Source organism: Microbacterium sp. WCS2018Hpa-23 (assembly GCF_031843845.1).
Classification (GTDB): domain Bacteria; phylum Actinomycetota; class Actinomycetes; order Actinomycetales; family Microbacteriaceae; genus Microbacterium.
Genome location: NZ_JAVTIZ010000001.1, coordinates 420,383 through 433,966 on the forward strand (window position 1 = coordinate 420,383; position 13,584 = coordinate 433,966).

Consider the following 13,584-nt stretch of genomic DNA (forward strand, 5'->3'; position numbering starts at 1 on the left):
GCCCGACTCGGACCGCTGTACATCGTCCGACATAGTGCTCAGGCCTCCAGGGGTGCCATCGGCTGCCAGGAGCGGTCGCGGCTGATCCTGCCACCCTCCTTCAGCCCGCGGAACAGGTTGCTCGTGCCTCGCACGGTCCGCTCGACGAAGAACAGGCGGATTATCTCCTTGGCGAAGGTCATCCCAGTTCCGAGTCCGAAAAGCACGGGGTTGTAGGTGCCGTGCACGCGGTAGTAGTGCTTGATGTACGCCCGGTTCCGCATGATGTAGAAGCGGTAGGCGTTGCTCGACGCGTTCATGTGCCGGATGCCCATGTCCCACTGCTTGATCTCACGAGTGCGTCGCAGAACGAACTCGTCGACGATCACCGCGGTGGTCTTGCGGGAGGCGAGCCACCCATACATCTGGTCATCCCAGTAGATGAAGAAGCGGTGGTCGGGGAGACCGATCTGCGTGACGATCGAACGGTGGATGAACATGCCCTCGAAGCACCCGCTGTTCATCTCTTTGTAGCCGGAGGCGTCGAAACCCGACGGAGCGAAGGGGATCGGGATCCCCATTCGCTCGGCGATGCGGTACTGCCAGTAGAACTCACTGCCGTCGTAGTCGTAGCGGCGTCCCTGGATGCTCTTGAAGCGCGGAGCCCACTTGCCCATCTTCGCGAGGCCGTCCGGCAACACTTCGACGTCGTCGTCCATCATCCAGATCCACTCGGACCCGAGCTCGTACGCGGTGCGCATGCCCTCGCTGAAGCCTCCGGAGCCTCCGGTGTTGGTCTCCAGACGTCGATAGACGAGCTCCGTCCCGAGTCGTGACCTGAACGACTCGACCACCTCGGTCGTGTCGTCCGCCGACGCATTGTCGATGATCACGACGCGACCGGGCTTCGGCGTCATGGACGTGATGCTTTCGAGGAGTCCCGTGAGCAGGTGCGATCGGTTGAACGTCACGATCACGATGCTCGCCGTTGCCGGATCGAATGCAGTGGGCGCCGCGGTCATGCCTTCTCCTCGAAGATCTTCTGCCAGGAAGCGGGAGAGACGAGTTCCGGGAGAGCCTCGCGATACTCACGCTGCAACTCCGGCCACCGTCGTCTCAGCTGAGAGTGAAGACGGATCGACTCGCGGAGCATGCGTCGAAACTTGACGCGATCGCGAGTGTAGATGTTCTTCCCCGATCCGTCCGCGGCGCTAACGAGCGCGCTGTCGAACGCAGGCACCCGCCACCAGTGTGCGTCCTCCTTGCCGAACTCGACTTCGGGCTGGGTCACATTGGCGTGATCTGGCCGACGCAGCCAGTGCGAGGCGAGCGTCGAAAGTGTGAACCAACGCAGACGCATGCCTTTAGGGTTGTCGAAGTCGTTCTTCGAGAGCTGCTTGTAGACCTGTCGTCCACGACGTGCGTGCAGCACTCTCGACGGATCGCGATGCACCACGGTCTCCGGGTAGTCGGCCGCCAGCGCTCGCGCCGCCGGCATGGAGGTCGCCAGGTTTCGTCTCATGTGGGCAGGTCCCGACAGGACGTCGTGCAGAGCCCTCGCGCGGAGCGCGACAGGGTAGTACTGCATCATCATCAGGTGCTTGAGATCGACGCGGCGGCTGTGCTTCAGCAAGCGTCCGCCGCGGGCAGCTCCGGAGTGCAGCAGACCGGCGACGATGCGATTGCGCGCATGGAAGTACGCCTGCCAGTCGATCGTGTCATCCTTGTTGACCCACGACACGTGCCAGAGCGCTACGCCGGGCATCGACACCGTCGGAAAGCCCGCCTCGCCGGCACGGAGACAGAACTCCGCGTCGTCCCACTTGATGAAGGCGGGCAGGGCGAGACCGACCTCGCGGATCGCATCGACCGGGATGAGACACATCCACCATCCGTTGTAGTCCGAGTCCATGCGCATGTGGAGCAGCGTCGACTGCCGCAGGTTGGCGACGCCGAAATCGTGCGGCATCTTCTCCTGATAGAGATTGCGCCACATGAACGGCGCTTCGTCGACGACCTCGGCCCAACCGTGCAGCTTCGGACGGTCGAGAAGATCGAACATGTGTCCGCCCACCAGCACCGGTGATGTGGCGAACTGGCCGAACACGATCGATCGGCGGAGCGATTCGGGCTCAAGGCGTACGTCATCGTCGAGGAGCTGCACGAAGTCGCTCTCCGGACGCTTCAGAGTCTCCTGCATGGCACGGGCGAACCCTCCGGAACCACCGAGGTTGGGTTGGCGAATCACTTGCAGAGTGTCGCCGAGACGCTCCGCGACATCATCGAAGCCCTCTTCGTCGGCGACGATCTTCGTCCCCTGATCGATGAGGAAGATCCGATCGACGAACTCGAGGGCATCGGGAGAGGAGGCCAGGGCCCGGAGCGTCTCGACGCAGTAGTCGGGCTTGTTGTAGGTCGTGATCCCGAGGGAGGCCTTTCCGGCACGCGCGGGCTCCTGATCGGTCGTCCATTGTGCGCCCTCGAGCACGGCACTCTTCTCGTCGGCCACGACGTCGAACCAGATCCAGCCGCCGTCGCTGTACTGCGTCAGCTCCAGATCGAACGAGGTGGTCGCGTCGCCCGTCACCTCTCGGGTAGCCACGCGCTGACGGATGCCGCTGCCGTTCGAGCGGTACACCAGGATCGTCGCGGGGCCTGTGGTGTGCACGGTCAGACGGACATCGCGCACACTTGTCCAGTGCTGCCAGTATGAGGCAGGGAAGGCGTTGAAGTAAGTTCCGAGCGACACGCGACGGCCTGCCACGATACGGGCGCGGTGTCGGCCGAGGATGTTGCCCAGGTGCGCGCGATTGGACACACGCACTGGTTCGTCCTCGATGACCGACCATGTTTCGGGATCTGCGTACAGAGGCAGAAGGTCGGGGTCACGATCGAGCGGGAAGACGACGTTCTGTAGGACGAAAGCCACGGGATGTTTCTCCGATGTTGGTATCACGAGCCTCCCGGCGGAGGGTGCGCGTGACGGTACGAGCAGTCAGTAGCCTACCCTCCGCACCCTGAAGGACCTCGTGAGCGGGCCCCGGGAAAAGCGCGACCCGATCTGTAGACTGACGCCGATGAAGGTTTTGATCACCGGCGGAGCCGGATACATCGGGTCCACGATCGGCACGGCTTGCATCGAAGCCGGACACGAGGTCGTTCTCCTCGACGATCTCTCGACGGGACTGCGCACGTTCGGAGCGGACAGAAACCTCTTCGAGGGTGACATCGCCGATCCGGATGTGCTCGGACGACTGCTCGAGCGACACCCCGACATCGACGCGGTCGTCCATTGCGCTGCGCGCACGGTGGTCCCCGAATCGGTCAGCGACCCTCTCGGGTACTATCACGCGAACGTCGGCAAGACGATCGTATTGCTGCAGCAGCTGTGCGACGCTGGGATCGACCGCGTCGTGTTCAGCTCATCCGCCGCTGTCTACGCGGGGGAGGGCGGTGGCGGAGTGGACGAGACGGCTGCCGTCGCGCCGGGGAGCCCCTATGCGACGACCAAAGCGATGGTGGAGCAGATTCTCAGCGACGCCGCGGAAGCCGGCGATCTGCGGGCTATCGCGCTGCGTTATTTCAACCCGATCGGCGCGGATCCCCGGCTGCGAACCGGACTTCAGAACCCTGTTCCGAGTCATGCGCTGGGAAAGATCCTGACAGCGCATGCGAACGGCACGGCATTTACGATCACGGGCACCGATTGGCCCACACGTGACGGCTCGGGACTGCGTGACTACATTCACGTCTGGGATCTGGCACTTGCGCATGTCGCGGCGCTCGAGAGATTCGACGACGTCGTCACGGAGGCCAAACCGTACCGGGTGATCAATCTCGGCACGGGTGACGGGGTGACTGTGCGCGAGTTGGTCGCGTCCTTCGAGCGTGTCACCGGGAGCGTCCTGTCGGTCGAGGAGTCTCCGCGCAGGCCGGGAGACCAAGCAGGTGCCTTCGCCGTGGTCGACCTCGCCGACCAGATCCTCGACTGGAGGGCGCAGCGTTCGGTCGATGACGGTGTCAGGGACGCACTCGCGTGGGCGATCAAGTTGCGGTCCCTCTGACCCCACCCCTCAGGCCTGAGGCCGCAGGGTCGGGATCGCCCCGGTGTGCGCCGCGTCGATGCTCTCTCTCCAGGACCGCGTCTGGCCCGCTCGCAAGGCGCAGAGCACCAGCATGAACCAACCGGCGCCCACGAGGGTGAAGCTCTCGAACATCGACTCCACAGCGAGCGTGACCAGCATCAGCGGCGTCCATGCGTACACGACGGAGCGCCGCACGCTCGCGACGAGCCAGGAGCGGATGGTGGCGATGCCGCCGAACAGCAGGAAGAGCACGAGTCCGGCTGTGCCGAGCTGCAGAAGCACGTCGAAGTACGCGTTGAGCGCGCTCTGATGGTGGTCGTCGAGCAGGAAGTTGATGTAGGTGAAGGGATACTCGCCGCGCGCCCAGGAGCCGAACCAGCCCCACCCCTCGACCGGCTTGAGGGCGACGAAGTCGAGGATCGTGTTCCACAGGGTCGCCCTGACCGAGAAGTCGGATCCTGCGTCGAGCAGCGCGATGATGACGTGCCGAAGAGCGAATGCCGCGGCCAGCGCCAGCGCGACGAGCACTCCGAGCACCCTTTGCACGATCGTCCGTCGCTCGGCGGGCGCGTGCCGCACGATCGTGAGGGCCACGGCCACGACGCCGACGGCCGCGGCGAGGACCAGGACCATGGGGGAGGAGGAGAAGAACGCGAGGAGGCTCGCCAACGCGATCGACGGGATGGCGATGCGTGCCGTCAGGGACTGCGAACGCCACTCGACGACGAACGTGATCAGGGCGATCACGGTGACGAAGCCCAGCATGTTGCGGCTGCCGAAGATGCCCTGCACGGGGCCGCCGACGGCCAGCTGCCCCTCGATCCCGAGGAAGGTGAACGGAGTGTCCAGAAGCACACCCGAGAGGATCTCGAGGGCGAGGGAGACGATAAGGAGCAATCGCAGCGTGTCGCCCAGCGCCCGCACCGTCTGCAGAGTGTCGCGGATGTGTCCCACGGTGATGGCGAGGAACGCGAAGCCGAAAAGCTCCAGCCATCCGAGAGCGGTATCGGACTTGTCGGTCGACCAGAAGACGCTGACGGCCGCCCAGCCGAGGAATGCCAGCAGCGACGACGGGGCGATCCGCAGCAGGGAGAGCTCTTCGCGTCTGACCCACAGGATGCAGGCGCCGAGCGCGCAGAGCGCCGCGACGACCGTGGCGAGCGTCACCGGGGACGCCGCGCGCTCGATCGTGAACGCCGCGAAGACCGCCGTCAGCACGGCGATCGTGTAGGCGCGGGCGAACTCGGCTGATCCGAGAAGATCCGCCACACGGCGTCCGAAGGTCACGGAACCCGCCGACTTCTCTCGCCACGCTCGATCACGCGCTCGCGCTCACCGACTCCGACGAGCGGTACGGCCTTGATCTTGAACGACAGCAGGACCAGCAGCATCCAGCCCCACAGCATGATGGGCGTCGACTCGGTGAGTCCCTGCACGAGAAGGACGATGGTGAACAGGCTCGGCAGCAGGGTGATCGCCGAGTAGGAGCGATCGGACTGGAGATCCCACCGAGGCCGGTCGATGGCGAAGAACCAAGAGCGCCACAGCAGGCTGAGGTACGCGAGTGCGACCAGCACCACCCCGAGCGCGCCGAGCTGCATCAGCACGTCGAGCCACATGTTGTGCGCATGGAACACCGTGATCCCGTGGTCCTCGATCCATCCGGCGAAGGCGGGATCGAAGGGCACCCACGGGCTCGAGAAACCGTTGCCGAAGAGCGGATGCTCGGCCGCGCGCTCGAGGACCTTGTCCCAGATCTTGTCGGATCGGCCCGTCAGATCCGCACTTCGGCCGAGCAGCGCGAACAGCGGCTCGCGCAGCAGCCAGACGGCTGTGCCGATGACCGCAGCCCCGCCGATGAAGAGCACATAGAGCCTGGTGCGTGCTCCGGGGGTCTTCGTGCGGCGCATCAGCAGCGCGACCACGAGAACCACCGCCGCTGCCGCGGCGCACGCGTATGCCGTCGCGGATCCGGCCCTGAGCAGGAAGTACGCGGCGAGCAGGGCCCACAGCGCGAGAGTCGTCCGCCAGCGCGTGCGCGCGGCGAACAGCACGCCGAAGGTGAGGATCGCGAACAGGCAGATGATCGCGAGCAGGTTGGAGTTGCCCACGATGCCCTGGATGCGGCCACCGTCGAGGAGGTTGCCGCGCACCCAGTACCAGTGCGCGTTCGTCTCGCCCTCGGGGCGCACGAAGAAGTTCGGCAGGATCGGTCCGTGCACGACGAGCGCCACCCACAGCTCGATCGCGAGCGACAGGCCGAGGATCCACTTGAACGCCGAGGCGAGGGCTCGGACGATCTCGTGCCAGGTGAGGACGTGCACGATGAACAACGCGTTCACTGTCACGGTCGCCAGCAGCACCCACGTGATGATCGTCGCCCCAGGCCACTGCGACCAGGCGACCGAGAGCAGTGCGACGACGGTGTATGCGGTCGCTGCCCAGGGCAGGCGCCGCCAGGCGAAGGCGTGCGGACGCTTACGGGCGATCATCGGGACGCCGATGCCGAGCGTGGAGAGCAGGAACACGACCAGCGTGATCGCTGCACCGATCTCGCCCAGCAGGTTGTACACCGCCGAGTGCGCGAACGTCACGAACAGGACGAGGATGATGTATCCGCGCAGCAGAAGATGCCCCGTCGACTCGCGCTCGGGCGCGGTGGGCGGGGCGGCCACCGGATGCTTCGTGTAGTGCGCCATCGCGTTCAGGCTACAGCGCACAGCTCGCAGAGCACCTGATCGTGCGCTCGTGGCACGGCGGGTTCCGGTGCCAATACTCTGGTGGCATGCTGCTCAGTCTCTCCAACGTGCCCCGCGACTACGCCTGGGGATCGCCGACGCTCCTCGCCGACCTCGAAGGTCGCGTTCCCGCAGGCGGCCCTGAGGCCGAGGTCTGGTTCGGAGACCACCCGGGGGATCCGGCAGACGTGCAGGGCGGCGGAACACTCGACGCCGTCACGGGCGGGTCGCTGCCCTACCTGCTCAAGCTGCTGGCTGCGGCCTCTCCGTTGTCGATCCAGGTGCACCCGACCATCGAGCAGGCCAGGGCCGGATGGGCGCGAGAGGCCCACCTCGGCGCCGACGACCCGAACCGCAACTACCGTGACGACAACCACAAGCCCGAGTTGATCGTCGCGCTGAGCGAGCGCTTCGAGTCCCTGAGCGGACTCCGTCCCCTCGCCGATACCCGGCGCCTGCTGACGGCACTGGGTGACAGTGCGGGCGTGGCAGAACTCGCGTCTCGACTCGGCGCCGACGGAGACGTGCTCCGCGACACGATCGGCTGGCTGCTGTCCGGTGACGCGCAGGCCGTGGTCGACGACGTCATCGCCTCGGTACGCGCCGCGGCCGACTCGGATGCGGGGGAATGGGACACCACGCTGCGGGCTGTGGCCGAGATCGCGGATACGTACCAGGGCGACCCCGGCGTCGTGGTCGCTCTGCTCATGAATCACGTGGTGCTCCGCCGTGGTGAGGGGGTCTTCCTCCGAGCGGGTCTCCTGCACGCCTACATCTCGGGCCTCGGGGTCGAGATCATGGCGGCGAGCGACAACGTGCTGCGCGGCGGGCTGACCCCGAAGCGGATCGATGTGCCCGAACTGCTCTCGATCCTCGACACGACGACCGGAGAAGTGCCGGTGCTCCGCCCGACCGAGGTCGGTGCGATCACCGAATACCCGGTGCCGGTAAGGGACTTCGCACTGAGCCGCGTCGCTCTGAACGGCGAGGCGGTGTCGGTCGACGTCAGCGGGCCGACCATGGTGCTCGCCACGGCCGGCCGCGTCGAGGTCCGCGGCGCGGGCGGCGGCATGCTGATCGTCCCGATCGGCACGGTGGCTTTCGCGACGCCCGACGAGGGGCAGTTGAGCCTGTCGGGTCAGGGGGAGGCGTTCATCGCATCTCCGGCTGATTCCGGCGCTGTGGGCTGAGCCTCGGACGCCGGCGCGACACGCCGTACGAGGCTCAAGAACCTTCAAGACCTGATTGAGGGTTTACGATCCGCGACTTGACCGATGGGAATGACACGGGTGTAATTAGTTGAGCACGGCCCGCCGAGGGGGCGGAATACAGGGGTTGGAGAGCGAGATGACGGGTTACCGTTCAGACGTACCGGAGAACTGGTTCGTCGATCCGATCAACCTCGGTGTTCCCGGGGTTCGGAAGGCCGAGGCCGACGACGAGAACGCTCTTGCCTGGCAGAGCGACGCGCTTTGCTCGCAGACCGATCCCGAGGCGTTCTTCCCGGAGAAGGGCGGTTCGACTCGCGACGCCAAGCGCATCTGCACCTCGTGCGATGTCCGCGGTGAATGCCTCGAATATGCGCTCAACAACGACGAGCGGTTCGGAATCTGGGGCGGGCTGTCGGAGCGCGAGCGCCGCAAGCTCAAGCGCCGCGCAAGCTGACGATCTTCATCGGCGCCGCATCCTGACCACGGTCGAGGTGCGGCGCCGTTGCCGTCTCCGACGGGATGCATGCTTCGCTCATGGCTTCGCGGCCACGCCGGGGCCGCTGGTCCGCGGAATACCGCGGCGCGCATAGGCTGACCAGGTCATGCCAGCCCGAGTTCATGCAATCATCGTCGCGCGCCCCGGTTCCTCCGCCCGTGCGCAACTGCTCCGCACACTGGACGCTCTGCGATCCCAGACCGCTCCGCCGGCGGCGATCACGCTGGTGATGTGCGGTGATGCCGCATCGGCACGTGAGAGCGAGACGGTGGCGGCAGCGGTCGAGGGGATCATCCAGGCGCGCAGCGGCACGTCGTTCGCCGACGCTGTCGAACTCGCCCGCCCGCGCGTCCTCGAGGGGAGTGCGGTCTGGCTGCTCGCGCAGGACACGGCGCCCCATGAGCGCGCACTCGAAAGACTCGTGGGAACCCTCGAGCGCTCCCCGTCGGCCGCGATCGTCGCCCCCAAGCTCGTGCAGACCGACAACGATCGTGAGATCGTCTCTTTGGGCGTGAGCATGACCACCCTCGGCCGCACGGTCGAACTCGCCGCGGGCGAGCTCGACCAGGGACAGCACGACGGTACCGACGACGCGCTCGGAGCGGACATCCGAGGGATGCTGGTCCGCGGCGAGGTGCGCGATGCCCTCAGGCCGGACCCTGCGCTTCCCGGAGCAGACCTGGGACTGGACCTCGGCGTTCGCGCTCGGCTCGGCGGCGGACGCGTGGTGCTCGCGCCCTCGGCTCGGATCTCGGTCTCACCGGACGGCCCCGGCGCTCTGCCGCATGGTCGCAGCAAGCGCGCGTTCGCGACGAGGCTCGCCCAACTGCATCGTCGCCTCGCCTACGCACCCGCGGTCGCCGTGCCGCTGCACTGGCTCACACTCCTCCCGCTCGCACTCTGGCGATCGGTGACGCACCTCGTCGGCAAGCGCCCTGAGGCGGTGGCTCCGGAATGGGGCGCCGCGGTGACCGCGATGTTCCGCTTCGCGGCGATCGCCCGCTCACGCGGCAGCATCCGCGCGTTCCGCACGTCCAGCTGGTCGAGCATCGCACCGCTCCGCGTGAGCAGCTCTGACCTGCGCCGGCGCCTCGACGACGGGCACGGCAGTGAAGGTGGAGCCGTCAGCGAGCTCCGGTTCTTCTCGGGTGGGGGTGCCTGGGCCGTGCTCGCAGCGCTCGTCGTGAGCATCGCCACGTTCACCACCGTCCTCGCGTGGCCCGTCCTGGGCGGCGGGGGGCTCCTGCCGTTGCGGGCGACCGTCGAAGCGCTATGGAGCGACGCGGCCTGGGGGCTGCGCGGACTCGGCGCCGGGGTGGTGGGTCCTGCCGATCCCTTCGCCGCGGTGATCGCCGTTCTCGGATCCCTATGGCCGGGAGCCCCCTCTTTCTCTCTCGTGCTGCTCTGGGTCCTCGCGTTGCCGCTCGCCGTGCTCGGCGGATGGTTCGCCGCCACTCGGGTCACCGACCGAGCAGGTCTCCGCATCTTCGCCGGAATCGTGTGGGCACTCGCCCCCACCTTCCTCACCGCACTGGTCGACGGTCGTCCCACGGGCGTGCTGGTGCACCTGCTCCTCCCATGGCTCTTCCACGCTGCGGTCGTCGCGCATCGCTCATGGGGCGCGGCCGGGGCGGCATCGCTCCTGTTCGCCGCCGTGACAGCGTGCGCCCCTTCGCTCGCGCCCGCACTCCTGCTGCTCTGGGTCGTCGCACTCGGCATCACGCTCGCCGGTGCACGCATCCGCGGAGCGATCCGCCTGCTGTGGGTGCCGGTGCCCGCCATCGCTCTCTTCGCACCTCTCGTGCTCTGGCAATTGCGTCACGGCAGCCTCATCGCCGTGCTCGCCGATCCCGGATACATCTGGGCGGGTCCTCAGGCGACGGCGGATGCCGCCGGTCGGCTCGCGCTGGCCTCAGGCTTCCCCTCGGAAGGTATGGCGGGCTGGACGTCCTGGCTCGGGCTGGAGATGGCACCCTGGGTCGCGCTGCTGCTCGCACCACTGGCGCTGCTGGCTCTCGTCTCGGCCGTCGCGCCTCGCTGGCGGGCAGGCATCACCCTCCTCGTCGTCGCCCTCTCCGGCCTCGCCACCGCATTCCTCGCCGTCGGCGTGACCGTCTCCTTCGCCCAGGGCGTGCCTGTCGCGATCTGGCCGGGCACCGGCTTGAGCCTCGCGTGGATCGGCGTGACGGGGGCAGCGCTCGTGACTCTCGACACCGCGCTCACGATCCCGCGCGTGCGCGTTCTGAGTGCCGCCGTCGCGGGCCTCGCGATCGCGGTGTGCGCCGTCCCGTCGCTCTCCGCGTTCCACTCCGAGTCCTCGGCGCTCCGCGACGGCCCCGCCTCGACGCTGCCGGCGTACGTCGCCGCACAGGCGGGCGCAGATCGGCCCGTCGGCACGTTGGTACTCACACCGCAGAACGACGGTGGGCTCGCGACCGAGGTGGCGTGGGGTGGGAGCGAGACACTGAGCGCGCAGACGACGATCCTGTCGACGGCGACCGAGCTGCGAGGCACCGACCTCACGATCCTCGCGGTCGACCTGCTCTCGGCGCGCGACTTCGATGCCGCGGCGGAACTCGGGGAGCAGGGCATCTCGTACGTGCTCCTGGCGAAGGTGTCCGACGACGAGTCGGACCGCGCGCGCACGCTGCGCACCGTGGCTGTGACATCACTCGATCAGCGCGCGGGCTTCGTCCAGGCGGGGACCACGGATCGCGGCGTCCTCTATCGGCTCGAAGCGGAGGCATCGCCGCGCGCTTCGCTCTCCGCAGCCCAGGAGGCGACTGCGCGCCTGGTGATCACGCTCCAGCTGGTTCTCGTGTTCGCCGCGCTCCTGCTGTCGGTGCCGACGCGTGCGTCTCGACGCGCGGCCCGCGCCAAGTCGCGCATCGTCGGGCGAGCGGCGGAGGAGCCCCTCGTGCTGCCCAGGCACCCGGAAGACCGCGACGAGCATGATTCGTCGGTGGTCCCGGACACTGTGCCGGAGACTCCAGCCGAACCGGATGAAGAAGCGGATGCCGTCGACTCGGCCGTCGGCGAACCTGCCGGCGCGGATTCCCCGGAGACCGTCGACGGAGACTCCACTGCAGAGGTGTCGGCTGCGGACCCCGCGGCGGAGGGCTCAGAGGGCACGCCCGATGAAGGACTTCACCCCGATGACGGACCCCACCACGACGAGGAGCCGCGACGATGAGCACCAACCGCGCATTCCGGGTGGCCGCCACCGGCGCTCGAGTCCTGACCGGCGCGGTCGTCGCCGCGGCGTGCGTCATCGGGACCGTGCTCGCGGTGACGGCGCCGTGGCCCGCCATCACGCATGAGCCCGCGCAGGCCGACGTCACGCCTCTTCCCGGGGACACGGTGCTCGTCTGCAACGGCGACTTCCGCGCGATCGGGCGCAACCCCTCGAAGTCGCTCGAGATGGTTTCCGCGGCGGAGCCGCGCCTGACCGCTCAGGGGTCGTCCGGGCGTCCGGAATCGAGCCCTCTGCCGGCGAAGGACCTCGCCGACGGAGGTTCGGCCCAGCGTCTGGTCGGAGCAGTCGAAGACCGAGAAGCGCCGCTGCTCGGCGCCACCGAGTCGTTCTCGCTCGCCGAGGACGACCTCTTCGGTCTCGCCGCCGCTCCGTGTCGACCCGCCGGCCTCGAGTCCTGGCTCGTCGGCGGCACCGTCGCCACCGGCACGGAGGACCTCATCGTCCTCACCAACCCCGGCGTCGTGCCCTCGACCGTCGCTCTCGGCCTGTACGGGTCGGTCCGCGCATCGAGCACCGTGATCGTTCCGGCCGAGTCGCAGATCGCCCTTCCGCTGACCTCGATCGCGGTCGGGTCCGATTATCCGATCGTCAAGGTGACCGCCACCGGTTCGCCGGTGCGCGCAGTGCTGCAGTCGTCGCTCACGCGGACGCTCGACCCTGCGGGTGCCGATCTGCAGGATGCTGTCGCTGCACCGCAGCGCAATCCCGTCATCCCGGGGATCCAGGTGTTCGAGAACGAGGGCGACAACTCCGACATGGCGGTCGTGCGGCTGCTCTCTCCGGACGTCGATGCCGAGGCGGTGGTGACCCTGAGCAAGCTCGGTTCCGCAGCTGCCGCTGCGGAACTCGAAGTGCCGCTCACGGCCGACGTTCCGACCGAGCTCTCGCTCTCGACGCTCGCGCCTGGAGAGTACACGGCGCGGATCGAGTCCGATGCTCCTGTGCTGGCCGCCGTGCGGCAGCAGGACGGGGCGGGGCCGCAGACCGACTTCGCCTGGGCGTTGCCTGCGCCGGAGATCGAGGACGACGTCTATGTGTCGATCCCGGCCGGTCCGTCGCCCCAGGTCGTGCTCGTGAACAACGAGGACTCCGATTCCACCGTGCAGCTGACCCCTGTAGACGGCGGAGAGCCCATCGAGGTGACGGTTCCTGCGGGGTCGTCCGCGTCGGTGCCGGTGACGGAGCGCACGGTGTACGCCCTGTCGACCTCGGGTCCTGTGCACGCGTCCGTCGCGATGACGGCCACTGGGGCGCTCGCCGTCTGGCCGGTGTGGCCCTCGGCGGGAGCCCAGCAGAGCATCACCGTCTATCCCTGAGGCGCGGGCAGCGCTGAGACGACGGCTCGAACTCAGTGGTCGTGGCCGCCGAGGTCCCAGGGCTCGCGTCCGACGTACTCAGCAGCGGCCCGGAACACGGCGCTCTCGATGGCCATCCGTCGGTGGGCGCCGTCGTCGTGACCAGGGGGGAGCAGCCGCTCGATCGGGAGCCGGAAGAGCACGATTCGCTGCTTCTCGTGATCGAGGTGCCATCGCGGAACCTCGTCCGTCGCCTCGAACGCCGGCATCGCGCCGATCTCGAACCGCACCTCCTGCAGTTCCGGCCAGGTGCCTCGGAGGAACTCCACGGCCGTGCCCACGGTGAGGTCGAACCGGTCGATACGACCGTCGAGCGGTGCCAGGGGAGGACGCACGACCTCGCTGCGTCCCAGACGGCCATGGCGCCCGTGTCGAGCACCGCGGCGCGGAGCGGCGGAGGTGCGGGGACGACGAGGCATAGCGAAAGTCTAGGCCGAGTCTGCGGGCCCGGGCGGCGCGGCATC

10 protein-coding genes are annotated in these 13,584 nt (G+C 67.9%); 5 read left to right on the forward strand and 5 right to left on the reverse strand.

The window, feature by feature from the left end:
* Positions 1–38: 38 nt before the first annotated feature.
* Entirely contained in the window at positions 39–1,001 is a 963-nt protein-coding gene (locus tag RQG77_RS01920) for a glycosyltransferase family 2 protein (protein ID WP_311243192.1), read from the reverse strand.
* On the reverse strand, positions 998–2,908 hold the full coding sequence (locus RQG77_RS01925) for a glycosyltransferase (protein WP_311243193.1): 1,911 nt from the start codon (positions 2,906–2,908) through the stop codon (positions 998–1,000). Before RQG77_RS01925 ends, RQG77_RS01920 begins: the two co-directional genes overlap by 4 nt.
* Before the next feature lie 148 nt (positions 2,909–3,056).
* Between RQG77_RS01925 and galE the strand changes: the two genes are divergently transcribed.
* Entirely contained in the window at positions 3,057–4,043 is a 987-nt protein-coding gene (gene galE, locus RQG77_RS01930) for a UDP-glucose 4-epimerase GalE (protein WP_311243194.1), read from the forward strand.
* A gap of 9 nt (positions 4,044–4,052) precedes the next feature.
* Here the strand turns inward: galE and RQG77_RS01935 are convergent, their stop codons facing one another.
* Together RQG77_RS01935 and RQG77_RS01940 are read right to left on the reverse strand one after the other, a co-directional pair.
* A complete protein-coding gene (locus tag RQG77_RS01935; protein WP_311243195.1) occupies positions 4,053–5,351 on the reverse strand; it encodes an O-antigen ligase family protein in 1,299 nt (432 codons plus the stop codon).
* Positions 5,348–6,763: an O-antigen ligase family protein gene (locus RQG77_RS01940; protein ID WP_311243196.1), complete on the reverse strand. Its 1,416-nt coding sequence runs from the start codon at positions 6,761–6,763 to the stop codon at positions 5,348–5,350. Before RQG77_RS01940 ends, RQG77_RS01935 begins: the two co-directional genes overlap by 4 nt.
* A gap of 86 nt (positions 6,764–6,849) precedes the next feature.
* On the opposite strand from RQG77_RS01940, the gene manA reads away from it, so the two are divergent.
* The 4 genes from manA to RQG77_RS01960 all read left to right on the forward strand — a co-directional run bounded on the left by manA (position 6,850) and on the right by RQG77_RS01960 (position 13,081).
* Complete coding sequence (gene manA, locus RQG77_RS01945; RefSeq protein WP_311243197.1) at positions 6,850–7,992, forward strand: mannose-6-phosphate isomerase, class I; 1,143 nt, start codon at positions 6,850–6,852, stop codon at positions 7,990–7,992.
* A gap of 157 nt (positions 7,993–8,149) precedes the next feature.
* Positions 8,150–8,467: a WhiB family transcriptional regulator gene (locus RQG77_RS01950; protein ID WP_311243198.1), complete on the forward strand. Its 318-nt coding sequence runs from the start codon at positions 8,150–8,152 to the stop codon at positions 8,465–8,467.
* Between the two features lie 148 nt (positions 8,468–8,615).
* On the forward strand, positions 8,616–11,702 hold the full coding sequence (locus tag RQG77_RS01955; protein WP_311243199.1) for a glycosyltransferase: 3,087 nt from the start codon (positions 8,616–8,618) through the stop codon (positions 11,700–11,702).
* Entirely contained in the window at positions 11,699–13,081 is a 1,383-nt protein-coding gene (locus tag RQG77_RS01960) for a DUF5719 family protein (protein ID WP_311243200.1), read from the forward strand. Before RQG77_RS01955 ends, RQG77_RS01960 begins: the two co-directional genes overlap by 4 nt.
* A 32-nt stretch (positions 13,082–13,113) precedes the next feature.
* Here RQG77_RS01960 and RQG77_RS01965 read toward each other — a convergent pair whose 3' ends face one another.
* The gene (locus RQG77_RS01965) at positions 13,114–13,455 is read right to left on the reverse strand and encodes a metallopeptidase family protein (RefSeq protein WP_056308476.1); all 342 of its coding nucleotides are present in this window, start codon (positions 13,453–13,455) and stop codon (positions 13,114–13,116) included.
* Between the last annotated feature and the right edge of the window lie 129 nt (positions 13,456–13,584).